Genomic DNA, 19,722 nt, shown 5'->3' with positions numbered 1-19,722 from the left:
CGGGCAACCAACAAATCCGTGGGAGAGTGACCCCCACGGATTGAAGATTTCCTTTATTTTTGCGGTTGTTGCATTTCTTTTTGCCTTAGTTCTACGCGGCGGATTTTCCCCGAGGCAGTTTTAGGAAGTTCCTCGACAAACTCGATTTTCCTCGGATATTTATACGGGGCGGTTAAATTTTTTACATGCTCTTGAAGTTTGGCAATAAGGTCTTCCCCTTTCTCCATATGCGGATCAACCAAAACGACAAAAGCTTTAACGACATTGCCTCGATCAGGATCAGGACTGGCCACAACAGCACATTCACGAACGAGCGGATGTTTCGTCAATGCGTCTTCTACTTCAAATGGTCCAATTGTATAACCCGAACTGATAATGATATCATCACTGCGACCTTCATACCAAAAATAGCCATCTTCGTCTTTTTTCGCTTGGTCTCCGGTTAAATACCAATCCCCGCGATAAGCCTTCTGTGTCCGTTCAAAATCTTTATAGTATTCCTTAAATAAGGTCGGAGTGCTTTTATGGACGGCAATATCACCTACTTCCCCGATGGCGCACGGTTTTCCTTCGTGATTAATAATTTCCACTTGATAACCCGGTATCGCCTTACCCATGGATCCTTTTTTCAGTTTGGTTCCCGGTAGCGTTCCGATTAATAAAGTGTTTTCAGTCTGGCCGTAACCATCCCGAACCGTAATACCAAACTCCTTTTGAAATGTTTCAATAACTTGGACATTCAGCGGCTCTCCAGCAGAAACTGCACTTCTTAATGCCGGCAACGAATAGTCTGAGAGATTATTTAATTTTGCCATAAACCGGTATTCTGTCGGTGTGCAGCATAGTACATTTACCTGATATTTCTGCAAAAGTTGTAAGTAATTTGCTGCATCAAAACGTCCATTATAGACAAATGCGGTTGCCCCCATGCCGATCGTTGAAACAAACGGGCTCCAAATCCATTTTTGCCAACCGGGGGCTGCGGTTGCCCAAACAAGATCCCCTTCTTTAATATCAAGCCATAGGGACGGAGCAATTTGTAAATGAGCAAAAAACCAGCCATGATTATGGACGACTGCTTTCGGATTTCCTGTCGTTCCGGATGTATATGGTAACAGGGCCATTTCATCTCTTTTTGTTTTTTCACCGACGAAGTATGCGCTTTCATTTTCTGCAAACCTCGTTACAGATGTCCATCCCTCTGTCTCATGTTCACCGATAATTAATTTATATTTCAATGTCGGAATTGGTTCGGTAATTGAATCGACTTCATTTGTCAAATGATTATAAACAATTACGGCACTTGCTTCTGAATGGTTTATTCGGTAAGTTAAGTCTTTGGCCCGAAGCATCTCAGAACAAGGGATCATCACGAGGCCGGCTTTTAGACATGCCAAATAGATATAATAAGATTCAGGTACTTTTTGTGTGATTATAAGAACACGGTCGCCTTTTTTCAATCCGAGATTAACTAAAGCATTCGCATATCGGTTCATTTTTTCAACTAAGGAGACATATGTAATATTTTTTTCTGATCCGTCCGTCCCCACCCATTTAATCGCTACTTTATACGGATCTTTGGAAAACTTCTCTACTTCCTCGGTAAAATTATAATATTCCGGGGCAATTAAATTGATCATATGTTTCAACTCCTATGATTATAAATATTATTTTAATTATACTATAGTTTTGAATTTATGAATATTATTTTTTTCATGAATGATCGATAAAATTGCATCAAGTAAATATTGACTGTGTCATGTTGTGGGTGTATCATTATAAGTAGTTTTAATAACTACTTATCATTACAGGGAGATGTTGTTTTTGGAAAAATATATTCGTGAACCAATCAATAGTTTAACGCATTTGGTCGGGATTTTTTTATCAATTGCCGCACTTGTTCTTATGATTGTTAAGGTAGTGACAACTTCCGGGTCGGCTACAAGTTTGACAGCTGTCATCGTTTTTGGCATTAGCTTAATTTTATTATATACAGCTTCAACAACGTATCATTGGGTCATTTCTAACAATAAAGTGATTTCCTTTTTGCGAAAAATTGACCATTCCATGATTTTTGTATTAATTGCCGGAACTTATACACCACTTTGTTTAATTAGCTTAAAAGGAACGCTTGGTTGGACAATGTTTGGGATTATAACCGGACTCGGAGTCGCCGGGGTTGTGTTTAAAATGGTATGGTTTAATTGTCCCAGGTGGTTATCAACAGCAATTTATATCGGGATGGGTTGGATTGCCATTTTTGCAATTTCTCCACTAGCAAAATCAATTCATATTGGTGGCGTTCTTTTCTTAATCTTAGGCGGGGTCATTTACACAATCGGCGGAATTATATACGGAGCCAAGCCAAAATTTTTAACCTTTAAACATATGGGCTTTCATGAAATCTTTCATCTGTTCATTTTGCTTGGAAGTCTCATGCATTTCTTATGCGTATACGAATTTGTGTTATAATAGTTTATCGGAATTTAGGAGCAGGTCCCTCATTTCATTAGGGTTTTGCTTCCTTTTTGAAGGAGTGTATAAAATTGGCAGAACATCATTTTCATTTGCAGGCACATTGGCCGGGGTTAAGGAATGACGTTGGTGATATTGCTGTCGGGAATTTGGTGACCAAAATCTCTATCCCGCCGGAAATGGATGGACCGGGTGTCGGAACAAATCCGGATGAAATGCTTTTGGGTGCTGCGGCAACTTGCTATATCATTACCCTTGCTGCCATGATGCAAAGAAGTCATTTGGATAAAAAAGATTTATTGATGGAATCAGAAGGAATTGTGGATGTGACGAATGGTGTATTTACATATAAAAAAATCATTCATCGGCCAACAATTATCTTAAAAGAAGATGCAACTTTCGAGGATGAAAAATTAGCTCAACGATTAGCGGAAAAAGCAGAAAAATCATGCATGATCAGTAGAGCTATTCAAGGAAATGTCGAACTCGAATTGCAAGTAACGATTAAAAAAGGATAAATGAAGTGTGTACATCCATGGCTGCTCGAACAACCATGGATGTTTTTTATCCGGTCACCATCTGACTTTTTAAAAAGACACTGATGTAGTACATGTATCAATTCAATTTTATTTCTTCAAAAGCATGGGACCTTCTGACTACAGTAGTCATTATCGATTTCAAGCTTTCATTTTTTAAGTAAATGTTTAACCGAATATACCGGGTGATACAGAAGCATCCACGGGCCGGAATAGCGCATGACGGCCTTTATCTTTTGGCGATAAACCGGTTTGTAACAATGGACTTTGCAATTGGAACAAGCTGATTTTTCCTCTCCAAACCGGCAATAAGATAATCGTTTATGTGCATAATGTAACAAATCTTGACAGTCATCACATAATTCATTTCGGTGATGTTTTTTTCTACAGTAGATTTCGATCATTTTCTGCACTGTTTCTTTTTCCTTTTGAATTTTTGGACCATCATTCAGTTTCCTCATATGAGTCCCCTCCTTATGAAACGTCCTACGCATTTGATCTACCCATAGTTCGTACAATAGAAAAATTAAAAACAACCTCTGTAATTTTAGGTTACCACAAAGGAACTCCCCGTCAGAATCTCTTTTTTGAAAAGTTGCTAACAATTACCTTAAGAGCCAAAACAACTTCAGCATTGGAAACTTTGGTTTACGCCGACCTATTTGGCAGAACCATCTTTATGTAAAACTTGGTTTCTATTAATCCTATCGTACAAGTTTTTTTGGAAGGCAAAATAAAGAACAATTATTTTCGTTTTTAAAATAATTTTGGAGGTCTCAGGCACCTGTTAAAAATGATCTGAATTTGTCTGATTTTAGGGTAGATTTAGGTCTTTTGGATAATTGACTTTTTTCTCCTCCTGTATTTCATAGCAAAATATGTCTAATATTAAGACATTTATGTAACATTTGCCCTATTCTGAATTATCTATTGATATTTTTAAAAAAAATGATACTATTAAACTACTTTCCTGATTTAACAGAAGTAAAAAGACAGGAATAAAAGGGGTGTTGTCAAATAAGGGATAAAGTCGTTGAAAAACTTTCATTCACTAAGGAAAAAGGGGGAAGGAGTATTGAACAGGAAAGGTTTTAAAAAATTACTTAGCAGTTTACTAATCTTTATACTTATTTTCACACTGTTTCAACCGGCATTTTCCCATGCTCAAACAAACACGAACATCCAATCTAGTAAACAAGTAAACAGTGATGAAAGAATCTCACAATTAAAAAATATCATCAATCAACAAAAAGAGCTTTTAAAGAAAGATCCATATTTAGATTCATCCTTAAAAATGGCAAAAAGTGATGGTGAAGTTAAAGTTATTGTTCAGCTTTCCGAAGAACCAGTCGCACTTGCAAAAGGAAAGCAAACAGTAAAGGGTAAATCTTTCTCTCAAAAACAGGCAAGTACTGTTAAAAACAAAGTACTAAATCAACAAGCAAGATTTGAGAAACAATTGAAAGCAGAAAAGATTAATTATAAAAAAGGCTTTACATACCATCAAGCTTTTAATGGGATGTCACTTACCGTAAATAAAAGCGAATTACAGAAGCTGTTAAAGTTAAATGGGGTTGTAAGCATACACCCGGATGAAGAAGTTCATGCATTGGAAGTAAAAAAAGATGATACGGTAAAAGCAGCAATGATGGACAGTAATCCACACCTTAAGATCCCGGAAATTTGGAAGATGGGATATGAAGGTCAAGGCGTAAAAGTTGCTGTTCTTGATACAGGAATTGATTACAACCATCCGGAATTGAAAGACGTTTATAAAGGTGGCCATAATTTTATCATTCATGGCAGTAATTATGCTCGTGATCGTGCAGAAGATGATCCTTATGAAACAACACCGGAAGATAGACCAGATAATATGCCGGAGTTCGATGAAGACGGAGATGCTTTTTATACTTCCCACGGAACACATGTAGCAGGCATCATTGCTGCACAAGGAAATAATAAATATAACATTAAAGGAGTTGCACCAAAAGTTGATTTGTATGCTTATCGTGTACTTGGTGCATATGGCAGCGGTTCAACATCAGGAATAATTGCCGGTATTGACAAAGCAGTTGAAGAAAATATGGATATAATCAATCTATCTTTAGGTGGCGGTAGTAATAGCCAAACCGCTCCAGATGCAATTGCTATTAACAACGCGACATTAGCAGGTGTCACTGCAGTCGTTGCAACCGGAAACAGCGGTCCTGGTCGTAGTACGATTGGCAACCCAGCATCTGCTGCACTGGCAATTTCTGTAGGAAACTCGACATTGCCAGAAGAAACATACCAAGCAACACTCACTGTTGAGGCGGGAGATTTTCGCGATGAATACAAGGCAAGTTTAATGGGCTGGACATTTGGAAAAGATCCATCCGAAACATTAACAGGTGAATACGACGTCGTAGCTGTTCCCGGCTTTGGGACGGAATCAGACTACGAAGGTCTTGATGTAAAAGGAAAAATTGCCCTCGTATCACGTGGAGAAATTCCTTTTGTCGATAAAATTGCGGCAGCTAAAAATCATGGTGCAGCGGGTCTCCTGGTTCATAATAATGTTGGTGAAGCACCATCAGGTATTTTACTTGGTAATTCATTTGCCTTTATTCCTACCTTTGACATTTCAACAAAAGATGGGAACGCATTTAGAAAAGCAATTGAGGCAACAGCCAATAAAACAGGAAAAGTAACCATTAGCGGATATGAAAAAGGCACAACTGAAGGGGATAAAATCAATGATTCCAGTTCACGCGGGCCATCTACACCAACGTTTGACATTAAACCAGATGTCTCGGCACCTGGAACAAATATTATGTCATCTGTTCCGGCCTATGGAAAAGATTACCCTGATGCTGATTACTCTGAAGCCTATGATCGTTTTACCGGGACAAGCATGGCTACACCACAGGTTGCAGGTATAGCAGCATTACTTTTATCAAAAAATCCTGATTGGACACCATTTGATGTAAAAGTAGCAATATCGAATACAGCAAAACAATTAGATACTAAATTATATGATGTATTTGCTCAAGGTCCGGGACGTGCTCAACCGCTTGAAGCCATGAATGCAGAAGCTCTTGCCTATGCACTCGATACAACATCCTTTGAAGAAAAAACAATTGAATATGAAAAAGGAACGGTGACATTTGGTAAAGTTGCACCAGATCCTGAAAGTGAGAAAAAAATCACCAAACAAATTGCAGTTAAAGACTTAGTAGGTAAACCTAGTAATTTTGATGTCAGTGTAGAAGTGACCAAAGCAGCTACAGGCGAAATGGCAGATGCTCGTGTAACCGTAGATAAATCATCGTTTACTTTAAATGGAACGGAAACACTAAATGTAACATTGACTGTTCCTGCCGGGGAGGAATCTCCAGATAATGAAATGCTTGGATACATTCATTTAACAAATGGTACGACTAAGTTAATCTTACCATTCGCTGCCGCTTTCTCAACAGCAGGTCCAGCCGGGTTATCATATTACCAACTTCTGGATAATGCAATCTCACCAAATGGGGATGGTAAATATGAAGAAACCGCTCTCCAATTCGGTTTGTTAGGTGACGAAGAATTGATGTCCCTTGAATTATGGGATGCTCAAAATCCGAGTGGCGGACCGTTTGGCGATGGCTATTTAGGCTATTTTGCATTCCAGCCATTACCAGCCGGGGATTGGAAACTCAAAATTGATGGAACATACTTTGATTGGGAAACGGGAGAAAAAACCGAAATACCGGAAGGCGTATACACGGTTGATTATAATTCATGGGATCTTGCAAACGAAACGATTACTTTCCTTGCAGATGACGGTCCATTATTTGTGAAAACATCAACACCGGAAATCGAATTTAATAAGACGGAAGAAATCAAAGGATCGGAATACGAGCTTACAGGTTCCATTAACGATAAATTTATTGATTTCAAGTCCGCTGTAGAGGAAGCTTTTGGTATCCCATATGATGTCAATGAGAAATTAACCGTCACTTATCGTGTTACGGATAAAGATGGAAATGATGTGGGAAGTGGTCCTGTTACGCTAAAACAAGATGGGTCATTTGCGATTTCCTTAACTAAACTTCCAGCAGGCGAAAATACAGTAACACTACATGTAGAAGATATTGTTGCAAACGCTAGTGACAAGGAAGTAAAACTAAACGTTGAGGGCGAGCAAAAAGATGTTCACATTACATTAACACCGTCAACGACTGAACCAACAGAAGGGCCGGTTACAGTAAAAGTCGACACAGATAGTACATCTCCGCTAGTTTCTATGAAATGGTTACAAGGAGAAAAGACAGTAGAAGACTTTGCCAATGCCGGAAATGACATTGACCTTGAAAAGAGTGAATTCAATGTAACAGAAAACGGCACCTACACTGTCTATGTGAAAAATAGTGAGAATGTAGAAGCTGTTCAAACCATTACAGTGGAAAACATTAAAAAACCAGCTGAGAATTTTGCAATTACATTAACACCGTCAACAACTGAACCAACAGAAGGGCCGGTTACTATTTCTGTTAACACAGACAGTAAAGCAGATCTTGTGGCACTTAAATGGTTACAAGGGGAAAAGACAGCGGAAGATTTTGCTAATGCCGGATATGCTATCGACCTAGACAAGAAAACCTTTGATGTAACCGAAAATGGTATCTACACGGTTTATGCAAAAAATAGTGAAAACGCGGAAGTTGTTCAAACGATAAAAATTGAAAATATCACAAAACCAGCTGATGAATTCACCGTTACATTAACACCTTCAACAGTTGAACCGACGGAAGGGCCGGTTACGGTAAAAATTGAAACGAACAGTGAAGCAGATCTTGTTTCCATGAAGTGGTTGGAAGGCAAGAAGGCAACGGAAGACTTTGCCAATGCCGGAAACGAAATTAATCTTGAAGAAAGCAGCTTTTCTGTAACTACAAACGGTGTCTATACCGTTTATGTAAAAAATAGTAAAGGTGTGGAAGTAGTTCAAACCATTGAAATTAACAATATTGTCATTCCTGCGGTAAGTATTGCGTTAACACCTTCTACAACGGAAGAAACAGAGGAACCGGTATCTATTAAAGTTGATGCAGACAGTACTTCGGCGCTTGTCGAATTAAAATGGTTAGAAGGCAAACAAAATGTGGACGCTTTTCATAATGCCGGAAATCCAATCGACCTTGAAGCGAAACAATTCGATGTAACTGAAAATGGAACGTACACTGTTTATGCAAAAAACAGTGGTGGTGCAGAAGCAGTACAAACTATTACGATTGATAATATTAAAGTTGTGGAAAAAGAAGAGATCGTTATTACAACACCATCTATTGCAAATGGTGTAGCAACAATTTCGGATGATGATATTGATAGAGTGAAAAATGGCGGAACCTTCATTATTGAACTTGGTAAAGCAGATAAAGTACGCGTATTCCTAACAGCAGATCAAATTAAAACACTAAAAGAAAAACAAGTATCTTTGATTATCCGGAATTACGCTGTCGAAATCCAAATCCCATCGAATAATTTAGCGGATGGTGAGGATATTTCTATTGACGTACGAAAAGTAGACGATGTAGCCAGTGCAGATCAAGCGGTTAGTGGCGTTTACGACTTTACCATTTATGCCGGTGATAAGGTAGTGAGTGATTTTGGTGAGCCAATTATCCTCGTGTTTACTGTCGATAATGACAAAGTTAAAAGCACAGACAAGCTAAACGTATATTACTACAACGAAGAAATGAAAAAATGGGAGCTTATACCAAATGCGGTGCATAAAGACGGCAAAGTTTCCGTTGGGATAAATCATTTTAGTACATTCGCAGTATTCGCAAAAGATCCGAATAAGAAAGATCCTGTTCCATTACCAACTCCTGGCGGGCAAGATCCTGTTCCACAACCAAATCCTAGTGGACAAGAAGATCCTAAGGGACCTAGTCCAAAAGATGCTGGCGATAAAAACCAAAGTATTTATGATGGTTCCAACCAAAACAGTGGAAAGAATGGCGGAGAATTGCCAAATACAGCGACACCATACAATAATTATTTTATCATTGGTTTTGTACTCGTTATGATTGGTGTAGCTGCTGTCTATTTCCAATACAGAAGAAAAAGAAAAACAATGATGTAATTCAACAAATCAAATAGGGGTGTTTATAGAAGAACACCCCACTCTTAAAGAAAACTCGGTATTTGCCGAGTTTTCTTTATTTTCCCCTAACAACAACCCTTTTTATTAAAAATCACGTTATATTTTCTCACATAATATTTCAAAAACATATTGACAATTCAAAGTGCTAATATTAAAATGTGTATTATAAACATTATGTTATGTTTTCTAACATAATAATGTAATAAAAATTATACAAGGAGGAGAAATGTAAATGGATGAAATGTATTTAATGAACAGTTTGTGGACCATGGTTAGTGCAATTTTAGTTATTTTTATGATTGCTGGATTCATATTACTGGAAGCCGGGTCAACTCGAATGAAGAACGCGGGACATATTGCCGGTAAAACCATTTTCACTTTTGGTTTAGCATCCATTGTTTTCTGGGCTATCGGCTATGCATTTATTTTTGGCGATAACGCAAACTTTTTTGTTGGCATGAGTGATTTCTTTTATAATGGTGCGTTAGCCGAGGACGGGGGCTTGGCTGACACGGTATTTTTCTTATTCCAATTAGCATTCGCCGGTATTTCCATCACCATTGCTCTTGGCGGTTTTGCTGAACGAGCTAAATTTTCCGCTTATGTTGTTTTTACGATTCTTTTTGGCATACTTGTCTATCCGGTTATCGCCCACTGGATTTGGGGCGGCGGTTGGTTAGCAGAGCACGGGAAACAAGACTTCGCTGGTTCTACCGTCGTTCACTTGACCGGTGCTATGGCGGCCCTTGCAGCTACGATTCTTTTAAAACCACGGATTGGCAAATATAATAGAGACGGCTCTGCCAATAATATTGCCGGGCATAACCAAGTTTATACCGCTTTAGCTGTCCTTATCCTTTGGGTTGGCTGGTTTGGATTTAACGCAGGTAGTACGGTTTCTGTCGACGGGGCATTTTTCGGATTTGTTGCCTTAAATACGAATTTGGCGGCAGGTGCCGGTGCTGTTGCAGCTACATTCATTTCATGGCTGGTACTTGGAAAACCTGATGTCCCAACGCTTTTAAACGGTGCATTGGCCGGTTTAGTTGCCATTACCGCATCCTGTGCCTTTGTTGAACCATGGGCAGCAGTTGTCATCGGGTTCATTGCCGGCGTACTAGTTTTCTATAGTGCTAGATTTTTTGAAAAGAGAAAAATTGATGACCCGATTTTCGCACTATCGGTTCATGGAACTGCCGGTGTGTGGGGAACCTTATCAACCGGATTTTTCGCTACAGAAGAACTGGCAACGGTTGGTCAGGCCGGATTGTTTTACGGTGGCGGACTCCATCAGTTGGGCGTCCAAGCATTAGGCGTTGTTACTTCGGGTTTATATGCATTTATCATTTCTTTTGTCATCCTAATCGTTATGAAAAAATTAGTCGGTATCCGCGTATCAGAAGAAGAGGAAATCATGGGTCTCGATATAAGCGAACATGGAAGCTATGGCTATCCAGAACAAATGTCAGCTAATTCAACTTCGAAAATAAGTTCCTGATATAATGGGAATAAGAGGAGAAGACTTCTTCCCCTCCTCTTTTGATTATGAATGTGAAAAGGATGATCACATATGACTGACCATTCTTATAGAAAGATCCAGGAGTGGAAAGATCAACATATCCGAGAATCTATGACGGATACACGCAGCTTAAATGATTTTCATGATACGGTTATGAAAAAAGCTTTTGAAGCGGCGGTACAAAAAATAGATAAAGGTCAGCCACCGTGCAAATTTTCTTGGTTTATTACAGGCAGTGGCGGTCGCTTGGAACAGGGGGTAACAAGCGACCAGGACCACGGTCTTATTTATGAAATTGAAAATAAAGAAAACCATGATTATTTTTTTACACTCGGAAAAGAACTTTCGGACGGATTGAACGCAGTCGGTTATCCGTACTGTACCGGCAATATCATGAGTTCCAATCCCCTCTGGTGTAAATCGTTTGATAGTTGGAAAAAACAATTATACTCATGGATGGAGGAAAAAAGTTGGGAGACGATCCGGTATTTACAAATCTTTTATGATGCCCGAAATATCGTTGGTACCAACCAAATGATCCACCAGTTAAAAGATTTGATTTTTCAATATCAAAAAGACGATCGAGCATTAATTGTTCGATTTGCTGAAAATGTCAAGCATACGAAAAAAGGTGTCGGACCGATGGGGAATATTTTAATTGAAGAAAAAGGGGAACATCATGGATCAATAAATATTAAATACACTGCATTCCTTCCCTATGTTAACAGCATTCGTCTTTTAGCCATCAAGGAAGGACTATATGAAACTTCGACCTGTGATCGAATGGACAGACTTATGGAGAACATGGTATTGGCACGATTATTGCACGGAAAAAAGGAACATTTTGAAGCTTTACTGCAACTTCGCCTTTTGTCAATAAAAGAAGACACATATGAAGACTCCCATTATTTAAACACTCGAAACTTATCAAACCATCAAAAAGCGTTATTAAAACAGATTATAAAAGAGGGGCAAAAACTGCATAAACAGACGATTAATCTGGTAAAGAAAGGTGTTCAAAATGGCATTTGAACCGTTTATCGAATTCTTTCGGGGCATCCAACATAAATTCTCCACAGGTACATCGCCGGAAAGACCCATTGTACAAAATAAAGAACAAATGGCGTACATGAGACAATTGCAGAGGGAAATCAAACAGAAAGACATTTTGCATATCCCGTTTGATCGATTAGATTTAGTCGTTTTTGATATAGAAACAACGGGGTTTTATCCGTATCAGGGAGATGAGATGATATCCATTGGCGCTGTAAAAATTATTCACGGAGAAATTCGGGAAGAGGAAACCTTTTATTCCCTTGTTCATACAGAAAAAGAAATATCTCCGGAAATTGAAACTTTAACCGGAATTAATAATGACCAATTGTTGAATGCACCAACCCTCCCCGAAGTCATCGATCAATTTTTACATTTCAGCAAAGACTTCCCGCTTGTTGCCCATCATGCAGTACATGAGAAATCCTTCCTGCAAAATATTTTTTGGAAATTATACCGAAAACCACTGCAACTACGAATAATTGACACTTCTTTTTTATATCGGATAGCAGAACCGGATCTGAATTTAGTAAAATTGGAGGATCTCTGTGACCATAATGGGATTCCGGTCATCAATCGCCATCATGCACTCGGTGATGCCCTTTTAGCCGCCAAACTCTGGACGGTTTATATTGAAAAAGTAAAAGACAAAGGTATAGATTCATTGAAGGATGTGTACGAGCGGATATAGTTGGAATGGTCTCTCGTCCCAGACCCGAGTTCCCGCCCGAAACTCCGGCATATTAGCAGAAGCAAAAAAAGGGATGTGTTCAAATCCATTTATGAACCATCCCTCAAATTGTAAAATCTAAATATTTTGCTTTAATGTCCGTTTTAAAAATTCCCGTGTCCGCTCTTGTGTCGGATGATTGAAAATTTGCTCCGGTGTTCCCTCCTCGGCAATGACGCCCTTATCCATAAAAACAACACGATCGGATACTTCGCGGGCAAATTCCATTTCGTGCGTGACCACCAACATTGTTAATCCGCTCTCCGCCAATTCTTTCATAACCTTCAATACTTCACCGACCATTTCCGGATCCAAAGCCGACGTAGGTTCATCAAAGAGCATGACATCCGGTTCCATACAGAGCGCCCGAGCAATTGCAACCCGCTGCTTTTGCCCCCCAGACAGATGTTTTGGTTTTGCGTGAATGTATTGATCCATGCCAACGACTTTCAAATATTTCATGGCTAACTTCTGTGCTTCTTCCTTGGAACGTTTCAACACTTTCACCTGACCGACCATACAGTTATTCAACACATCATGGTTATTAAACAAGTTAAACTGTTGGAAAACCATCCCTAATTTTGTCCGATACTGATTGACATTATGTTTATCATCCAAAATATTTTCACCTTTATAAATAATTTCTCCGCCGGTTGGTTTTTCCAAAAGATTAATACAACGAAGCAATGTGGATTTTCCTGAACCGGAAGAACCAATAATACTGACAACTTCCCCCTTTTTTACGGAAAAATTAATATCTTTCAAAACTTCATGAGTTCCAAATGATTTACTTAAATGTTGAACAGTAATCATCGTTTCCATTCGTTACCCCCCTTTTCATTAATGATTAGACGGAATTTTCGGTGTATCAACTTGCATTTGGTTTCCAGCTAAGTTGTAATTTTCCGGACCTTCCAATTTTCGTTCTAAATAGCGCAAAATCCGGGTCACCGTAAAGGTCATAATTAAATAAATAACAGAAGCAATAAAGAAGGATTCAAAGTATTTGAAGTTGTTTCCGGCAATCGATTTGGTTGCAAAAAACAGTTCCGAAACAGAGATGACATTCAAAACCGAGGTATCTTTAATATTGATTACAAATTCATTCCCGGTGGCAGGTAAAATATTCCGTAACACCTGGGGCAAAACGACATTGGTCATCGTTTGCAGGTGATTCATACCAATGGCGTGGGCGGCCTCAAATTGTCCTTTATCAATCGATAAAATCCCGCCACGGACAATTTCCGACATATATGCCCCCGTATTAATGGAAACGATAAAAAATGCCGCAAGTAATCGGTCCATATCGATTCCAAACGCTATGGCCATACCGTAATAAATAACCATTGCCTGCACAATCATTGGCGTACCACGGAAAATTTCAATATAAATGGATAAAATCGCATTTATGAACTTCAATAAAGCCCGTTTCATTCCTTTTTCCGGAATCGGAATCGTGCGGATCACACCGATAATTAATCCGATCATTGCACCGATAATTGTACCGATCAATGCAATTAAGAGCGTAATTCCGGCCCCTCTAATAAACATTGGCCAATTTTCTGTAAAAATCTTTATTATCCAATCGAAGCTCATATCGATCCTCCTAAAATTTAGAATTTTTAACGCTTCAAAGGTATAAAGCCACAGAAACTTCTGTGGCTTCCTTTCTCTTTTGTTTGATCCCACTTTAACAGCGAGGCAAGACCCCCATCTCAAGATTTCCCGAGTTTACAAAAAAGATAGGTGGGGACGGACTGCCTGCTTGTGCCCGATTGGTTCAACTAACCATCAGTGGGGTGAAGAACCCCACTGATGGAAGTTTCACTTTATTTATATCTAATTGAAATTCGAGTTCTATTCTGCTGCCGGTTGGTTTTTAATGGCCGTATCCATGATTTCGGTTTGTTCTTCCTCTGAAATGCCGGCTAAAATTTTATTAATTTTTTCTGTTAAATCACTGTCTTTAGGAAGTCCGACCGCAATGGCTGTATCTTCTTCAGATGTTTGAAATCCTTCCGTAAATTCAACCATAACAAAGTTTTCATTTGCTGAAGAAGCACTGACCGCTTCCGGACGTTCGGATACATAACCGTCAATTACACCGGACTCAAGGGCAACCCGCATGGCCGGGAAGTTGTCCATTGCCGGTTGTTTTTTGACACCTTTAATTTGATCGATAACTGAATAATGGAATGTATTTAATTGCGCAGTTATTTTTGCACCGCTAAAATCTTGAATGGATTTCGCATTTTCATATGGACTTCCTTTTTTTACAACCATAACCAAGTCAGATTTATAATAGTTATCCGAGAAATCAATAGATTCTTTCCGTTCAGCGGTTGGCGACATCCCCGCAATAACGGCATCAATTTTACCTGATTGTAATGCCGGGATCAAACCGTCCCATTCTGTTTTTACAATAACTAATTTCTTCCCTAAACCTTCCGCAATTCTTTTCGCAATTTCGACATCATAACCACCGGCATATTCCTTGCTTCCTTCAATAGCCACAGCCCCATTGGCATCATCCTTTTGCGTCCAGTTAAATGGAGGGTAACCCGCTTCCATGCCAACTTTAAAGGTATCGTCATTATTTCCATTTGAACCATTACTTTTACTTGAAGAAGTATTTGATCCACAGCCTGCGAGTGTGAGCATAGCCAATAAAGATAAAGTTAACAATAACAACAATTTTCTTCTCATGATTTACTCTCCTTCTAATATATTGTCAATGAAGAAAATAACAACAATGCAAAAAGCGACCTGAGATGAACTCAGGTCGCATGATTTCAGATTGCACCTAGTCCCCCCACTACATTCCCTTTTTTTTGGAGATAGCACAACTCAGGCAAACCGGGACCATTCTACCTGAGACAGTCTTACAGTTATTCACTGTAAGCCCAGCAAGCAATAGCGAGATCATATTGCAAGCTTCGGCGATATTTCCTTCTCTTTAGTTTCATCACTATCTCGAGTTCCACTAAAGACTGTTAAATACCGCGCCTCTACCTCACCAAAAAAGTAGTGAGGTTTTTGATTCAATTATATTATTAGACTACTATATCAAAAATTGACTGTCAACTAAAAATGTGCAATCATGGCTCTTCTGTCATACCGACCACCTGATTTTTTCTGTTATCGGCTTTACATCGATTAGAAAACTGAGGAAACCTTTTTTTTACAAGCAAATACAAAATATATCCAATCAAACCGCCCAATGTATTCATAATGAGATCATCCACATCGGTCGCACGGGGAAGAAAGATTTGCGTCGTTTCGATAAAAAGTGAAATCAAGAAGGAAATACCCACTGTATTTTTCATTTTTTCATACTTTTTCCAGAGTAAGGGGGTTAAAAAACCGATAATTACAAATATGGCAATATTCCCGAACACTTCAATGATAACATAGTCTACATTATCATACATAATCGCATTTTTTATTTCCTTTATTTTATTAAGCGGAACGAGATTGAACCGCTGTACCTCACTTTCTACTATTTTTAAGCCGTCCGGACCATTCACAAAATCCGGGAAAATCGTTTGGGAGGCCAGTCCTACTAGGAATAAAAAATAAAGGATGATTAGAAGTTCATGAAATAAAGTTGTTTGAAATCCGTTTTTCCTTTTTGAAAAATAGTGAATGAATCTTACAACTAAAATAATTGGGAGTGCAATCATTAAATAAGGGGCCATATCATCAACAAAATAACTAATCCGATCCATAAAAAAAGTCCTTTCATAATATAGAAATAATGCAGATTCGGCTTCTGATTCCGGCCAGGCAGTGTCGATCGCTTCACTAGGTATTGCGGGGATTTGCAAATCGCAAATTCTGGACAACTGTCCTAGTGCATATATGTAATTAGAAGTTTATATTTTTCTATAATAACCATACATTTAATATTCTTTTATGACAATACCTTCCATTCATTTCCAAAAAGAACTTTTTTCTAGATTTCGTACGTAATTTTGTATATAATTATACCGTTTTTTAATCGTTTCGTATGTATTCAGTTGTATTTTAGTAAAGGAGTTTGTCATTATGTGGTTTCTTTTTGCACTTTTAACAACTTTATCATGGGGGATTGCCGATCTATTTTATAAAAAAGGATCTGATAGCAAGGATTCCCTCAGTCATCTAAAAATCGGCGTTATGGTCGGTTTGGTCATGGGGATTCACGGTACACTTTACATGCTTATTAAAGGGACCACGTTAGCCCCAATGGATTTGCTAAAATATTTACCGGTTTCCGCCTTGTATATTCTTTCCATGTTAATCGGGTATTTTGGTTTACGTTACATCGAATTGTCAATCTCTTCTCCGGTACAAAATTCATCCGGTGCCATCACGGCGATTCTATTATATATCTTTTTCCCGCAACCGGTTGGATGGATAAATGTTTTTGGAATTATTGTTATTACATCGGGTGTCATCGGGTTGGCCATCTTGGAAAAAAGGGCACAATCGGAAGCACTTAGGGCGGAAAAAGCAGAGATTGATCCGAAATATCAATTAAGTGTCTTAGCCATCACATTCCCGATTTTATATGCGTTATTTGATGCGCTTGGTACATTTGCGGATGGAATCTATTTGGATGAGTTGAATTTAATCAGTGAAGATGCGGCATTGTTGGCTTATGAGTTTACTTGGCTAATCATTGCTGTGGTGTCCTATATCTACATTCGGTTCATTAAGCAAGACCGGTTCAATGTGTTCAAACAGCCAACTCGGGCCTCGGCAGCTATTTTTGAAACGGCCGGCCAGTTCTTTTATGTGTATGCCATGACAGATAGAGCGATCATTGCTGCACCGTTAATTGCTTCTTACAGTGTTGTATCAGTCATCTTGTCACGAATATTTTTAAAGGAAAAATTAAGTACACAACATTATATATTTGTCGTCATTGTGTTGATCGGGATTGCGCTACTCGGGATTGCTGATGAGTTGTGAACTTGCAAATTCTTTGCGATAAAAAATGTTCCCCGCCGCTTATTCATATGGCGGGCTGAACATTTTCAATATTTCCTCTCATCAGTTTGGTCATCATGTCAATGAGGCGTGGTCGCTAATTTCTTATCTTCATGTTTATCTTTTTCAATAACAGTGACGAGAGCCGGCAACAATACGCCTCTGATTAAAAAAGTATCTAATAAAATCCCCACGGCAACAGTAAAACCAAACACAAACAGGAGCTCAATCGGCTGGGTCATTAAGACAGCAAATGTAGCAGCAAGAATCAAACCGGCGGACGATATAACCCCTCCTGTATTGGCAACGGCGATTTCAACGGCTTTTTTAACCGGATGTTTCTGCCTTTCTTCTTGGAATCGGGAAATCAATATGATATTGTAATCAATGCCGAGTGCGACAAGAAATACGAAAGCATACAGCGGAACCCGATCGCTTATCGTACTGATATCGAAAAAGAGATTTGTTAGAAACGTACCTAAACCAAGTGCGGCCAAGAACGAAACTAAAATGGTTCCCATCATATAAATCGGCATCTTCACTGATTTTGTTAGCACAATGAGCATTATAAAAATCAATACTGTCTCAAGGAGAACAATAACGATAACATCGCGGTTATTAATCCCACGCTCATCAACGAGACTGGCCGTTTCTCCCGCAAAAAACAGTTCTCCGTCCACGTTACTCTTTTGCATGATTTCATCCGAGTTGCCAATGATTTTTTCCATTGCATCAATTGTTTCAACCGCATAAGGGCTCTCGGCAAAGGTCAGACTATAATTAACAGCCTTTCCATCTTCCGTTACCCCATTGATTCGTACATTATCGACCAGCGATTGGTTGCTAAGTTCTTCCTGTACTTTGGCAATTTGTTCTTGATGAAAAGGTTCTGACCCTTCCAATAGAACCGTCGTCGGCGCCAAGTCACCTTTTGCAAATTTTTCTTCCAAAATTTCATAACCTTGACGCGACAGCATGTCTTCCGGGAAAGATTTCATCGTATCGAATTCATATTCCAATTTAAATAAATGGCCGGCAGATAGCAAGAGGACGATACTAATGGCGCCAATGGCTACCCACGGTTTTTTCACAACAAAGCGACCAACTTTACTCCAAAATGAGTGGCTGGCAACTGATTCATCACCGATGTGCGGGATTTTCGGCCAAAATGATTTCCGCCCGAACAACATGAATAGTGCCGGAACAAGGGTGATGGAGGCAATCATAATAACGGCCATCGTTGTAGCAAACGTCGGCGCAAAGTTGCGATAATCGCCAAATTGGGCAAAAAATAATACAAGCATTGCTACGAGTACCGTACCGCCTGAGAAAAATACCGGCATACCCGTTTCTCTCATTGCTTCTTTCATTGCAACAAACTTGTCTTCATGCTGTTTCAACTCTTCTCGATAACGGGAAAAAACAAATAATGAATAATCAATAACGGCTGCAAAAAGTAAAATTGACATAATCGAAATGGTCTGTTTGCTCATCATGAGACCCGCTTTTCCCATTAATCCTAATATTTGTGTCACCACTTCATATACAAATACCGCAGCAAATAACGGGATGAAAGCTAACAATGGTGAACGATATATAACAATTAGTAAAACTAATATAAGTCCGACTGTAGACATAATCAATACGAAATCGGCTCTCGAAAAAAGTGACAACGTATCGGCAGCAATCCCGGCAGGTCCGGTAATATAAAGGGTATAATCAGATGATTGTTGCACGATTTTTTGCAATTGTTCATTCGCCTCTTTTATTTCTTTACTTTCCATTGAAGCATTGTACGTTAATGGAATGATTGCCGTTGTTTGATCTTCAGAAAAAAATTCGGCCGTTGCTTGCGGCGGAAGTTGTGCTAACGGGACAACTTGCTCTACACCATTGATTTTTCCGGCTGTTATTTGTTCAAGAATTTGAGCAAGTTGATTTAGCTGAATTGGACCATTTTTTGATTGAAAGACTAGGATTGCCGGAATTCCTTCATTGTCTTTGAAATAATTATCGATTTTTTTCTGGGCAATGACTGACTTTGCATCATCCGGTAATGAATCAATACTGGAAACCTCATAATCCCTTACACTCGGAGTAAAGATTGCAAGAAGCACCGTAATAATGAACCATGCGGCAAGGGTCATCCACATTCCTTTTTTTGTTGATACACGATCTGTTACCGCTTGTAAAAATTTCCTCATCCATTCTCCTCCTTTTATGTTAACAATAATAAAAACCAAAGTGACACAACTGTCATTTTAGACGTACAACTGTTTTAAACAGTTCTATTATCGACCAA

General features: G+C 38.9%; 14 protein-coding genes and 1 riboswitch. Of the genes, 7 read left to right on the top strand and 7 right to left on the bottom strand.

Annotated features, from left to right (window positions below):
- Nucleotides 1-53 precede the first annotated feature (53 nt).
- Complete coding sequence (gene mbcS, locus NSQ14_RS03830) at nucleotides 54-1,640, bottom strand: acyl-CoA synthetase MbcS (protein WP_346216893.1); 1,587 nt, start codon at nucleotides 1,638-1,640, stop codon at nucleotides 54-56.
- 184 nt (nucleotides 1,641-1,824) lie between these two features.
- Here mbcS and trhA point away from each other — a divergent pair, with 184 nt between their 5' ends.
- Both trhA and NSQ14_RS03820 read left to right on the top strand, forming a co-directional pair.
- Nucleotides 1,825-2,472, top strand: a complete 648-nt coding sequence (gene trhA / locus NSQ14_RS03825; protein WP_156103170.1) for a PAQR family membrane homeostasis protein TrhA — start codon at nucleotides 1,825-1,827, stop codon at nucleotides 2,470-2,472.
- Between the two features lie 74 nt (nucleotides 2,473-2,546).
- On the top strand, nucleotides 2,547-2,993 hold the full coding sequence (locus NSQ14_RS03820; protein ID WP_034768282.1) for an OsmC family protein: 447 nt from the start codon (nucleotides 2,547-2,549) through the stop codon (nucleotides 2,991-2,993).
- A 167-nt stretch (nucleotides 2,994-3,160) separates the two neighbouring features.
- On the opposite strand, the gene NSQ14_RS03815 is transcribed toward NSQ14_RS03820, so the two are convergent.
- Complete coding sequence (locus NSQ14_RS03815) at nucleotides 3,161-3,472, bottom strand: nitrous oxide-stimulated promoter family protein (protein ID WP_251242263.1); 312 nt, start codon at nucleotides 3,470-3,472, stop codon at nucleotides 3,161-3,163.
- 614 nt (nucleotides 3,473-4,086) lie between these two features.
- Between NSQ14_RS03815 and NSQ14_RS03810 the strand changes: the two genes are divergently transcribed.
- The 4 genes from NSQ14_RS03810 to NSQ14_RS03795 all read left to right on the top strand — a co-directional run bounded on the left by NSQ14_RS03810 (nucleotide 4,087) and on the right by NSQ14_RS03795 (nucleotide 12,407).
- Nucleotides 4,087-9,123, top strand: coding sequence for a S8 family serine peptidase (locus tag NSQ14_RS03810; RefSeq protein ID WP_346216892.1), 5,037 nt, complete (start codon nucleotides 4,087-4,089; stop codon nucleotides 9,121-9,123).
- A 253-nt stretch (nucleotides 9,124-9,376) separates the two neighbouring features.
- Complete coding sequence (locus tag NSQ14_RS03805) at nucleotides 9,377-10,642, top strand: ammonium transporter (RefSeq protein ID WP_341287243.1); 1,266 nt, start codon at nucleotides 9,377-9,379, stop codon at nucleotides 10,640-10,642.
- Nucleotides 10,643-10,714: 72 nt separating this feature from the next.
- Nucleotides 10,715-11,695: a DUF294 nucleotidyltransferase-like domain-containing protein gene (locus tag NSQ14_RS03800; RefSeq protein ID WP_041902760.1), complete on the top strand. Its 981-nt coding sequence runs from the start codon at nucleotides 10,715-10,717 to the stop codon at nucleotides 11,693-11,695.
- Nucleotides 11,685-12,407, top strand: coding sequence for an exonuclease domain-containing protein (locus NSQ14_RS03795; protein ID WP_251242261.1), 723 nt, complete (start codon nucleotides 11,685-11,687; stop codon nucleotides 12,405-12,407). The genes NSQ14_RS03800 and NSQ14_RS03795 overlap by 11 nt, the downstream gene beginning before the upstream one ends.
- Nucleotides 12,408-12,524: 117 nt before the next feature.
- Here the strand turns inward: NSQ14_RS03795 and NSQ14_RS03790 are convergent, their stop codons facing one another.
- From NSQ14_RS03790 to NSQ14_RS03775, 4 genes are all read right to left on the bottom strand, one after another.
- Entirely contained in the window at nucleotides 12,525-13,268 is a 744-nt protein-coding gene (locus NSQ14_RS03790; RefSeq protein ID WP_041844577.1) for an amino acid ABC transporter ATP-binding protein, read from the bottom strand.
- Nucleotides 13,269-13,286: 18 nt separating this feature from the next.
- Complete coding sequence (locus NSQ14_RS03785; RefSeq protein ID WP_034768268.1) at nucleotides 13,287-14,042, bottom strand: amino acid ABC transporter permease; 756 nt, start codon at nucleotides 14,040-14,042, stop codon at nucleotides 13,287-13,289.
- A gap of 261 nt (nucleotides 14,043-14,303) precedes the next feature.
- The gene (locus tag NSQ14_RS03780; RefSeq protein ID WP_095141441.1) at nucleotides 14,304-15,152 is read right to left on the bottom strand and encodes a transporter substrate-binding domain-containing protein; all 849 of its coding nucleotides are present in this window, start codon (nucleotides 15,150-15,152) and stop codon (nucleotides 14,304-14,306) included.
- A 124-nt stretch (nucleotides 15,153-15,276) separates the two neighbouring features.
- Nucleotides 15,277-15,465, bottom strand: a riboswitch (Lysine riboswitch).
- Between the two features lie 79 nt (nucleotides 15,466-15,544).
- A complete protein-coding gene (locus tag NSQ14_RS03775) occupies nucleotides 15,545-16,174 on the bottom strand; it encodes a VanZ family protein (RefSeq protein ID WP_342019744.1) in 630 nt (209 codons plus the stop codon).
- 319 nt (nucleotides 16,175-16,493) lie between these two features.
- Between NSQ14_RS03775 and NSQ14_RS03770 the strand changes: the two genes are divergently transcribed.
- Nucleotides 16,494-17,402, top strand: coding sequence for an EamA family transporter (locus NSQ14_RS03770; protein WP_251246497.1), 909 nt, complete (start codon nucleotides 16,494-16,496; stop codon nucleotides 17,400-17,402).
- Between the two features lie 98 nt (nucleotides 17,403-17,500).
- Here the strand turns inward: NSQ14_RS03770 and NSQ14_RS03765 are convergent, their stop codons facing one another.
- Entirely contained in the window at nucleotides 17,501-19,624 is a 2,124-nt protein-coding gene (locus NSQ14_RS03765) for an MMPL family transporter (RefSeq protein WP_095141438.1), read from the bottom strand.
- Nucleotides 19,625-19,722 lie beyond the last annotated feature (98 nt).

Origin of the sequence: Caldifermentibacillus hisashii, from assembly GCF_039654145.1 — a bacterium.
Taxonomy (GTDB): Bacteria; Bacillota; Bacilli; order Bacillales; family Caldibacillaceae; genus Caldifermentibacillus; species Caldifermentibacillus hisashii.
The sequence above is the reverse complement of the archived record's forward strand: the minus strand, read 5'-3'. Positions and strand labels throughout refer to the sequence as shown.

What these genes read in the sequence shown, in the direction of transcription:
- mbcS (WP_346216893.1), bottom strand. Translation starts at nt 1,640, where the DNA reads ATGATCAATTTAATTGCCCCGGAATATTATAATTTTACCGAGGAAGTA.
- NSQ14_RS03815 (WP_251242263.1), bottom strand. Translation starts at nt 3,472, where the DNA reads ATGAGGAAACTGAATGATGGTCCAAAAATTCAAAAGGAAAAAGAAACA.
- NSQ14_RS03805 (WP_341287243.1), top strand. Translation starts at nt 9,377, where the DNA reads ATGGATGAAATGTATTTAATGAACAGTTTGTGGACCATGGTTAGTGCA.
- NSQ14_RS03800 (WP_041902760.1), top strand. Translation starts at nt 10,715, where the DNA reads ATGACTGACCATTCTTATAGAAAGATCCAGGAGTGGAAAGATCAACAT.
- NSQ14_RS03795 (WP_251242261.1), top strand. Translation starts at nt 11,685, where the DNA reads ATGGCATTTGAACCGTTTATCGAATTCTTTCGGGGCATCCAACATAAA.
- NSQ14_RS03790 (WP_041844577.1), bottom strand. Translation starts at nt 13,268, where the DNA reads ATGGAAACGATGATTACTGTTCAACATTTAAGTAAATCATTTGGAACT.
- NSQ14_RS03785 (WP_034768268.1), bottom strand. Translation starts at nt 14,042, where the DNA reads ATGAGCTTCGATTGGATAATAAAGATTTTTACAGAAAATTGGCCAATG.
- NSQ14_RS03780 (WP_095141441.1), bottom strand. Translation starts at nt 15,152, where the DNA reads ATGAGAAGAAAATTGTTGTTATTGTTAACTTTATCTTTATTGGCTATG.
- NSQ14_RS03775 (WP_342019744.1), bottom strand. Translation starts at nt 16,174, where the DNA reads ATGGATCGGATTAGTTATTTTGTTGATGATATGGCCCCTTATTTAATG.
- NSQ14_RS03770 (WP_251246497.1), top strand. Translation starts at nt 16,494, where the DNA reads ATGTGGTTTCTTTTTGCACTTTTAACAACTTTATCATGGGGGATTGCC.
- NSQ14_RS03765 (WP_095141438.1), bottom strand. Translation starts at nt 19,624, where the DNA reads ATGAGGAAATTTTTACAAGCGGTAACAGATCGTGTATCAACAAAAAAA.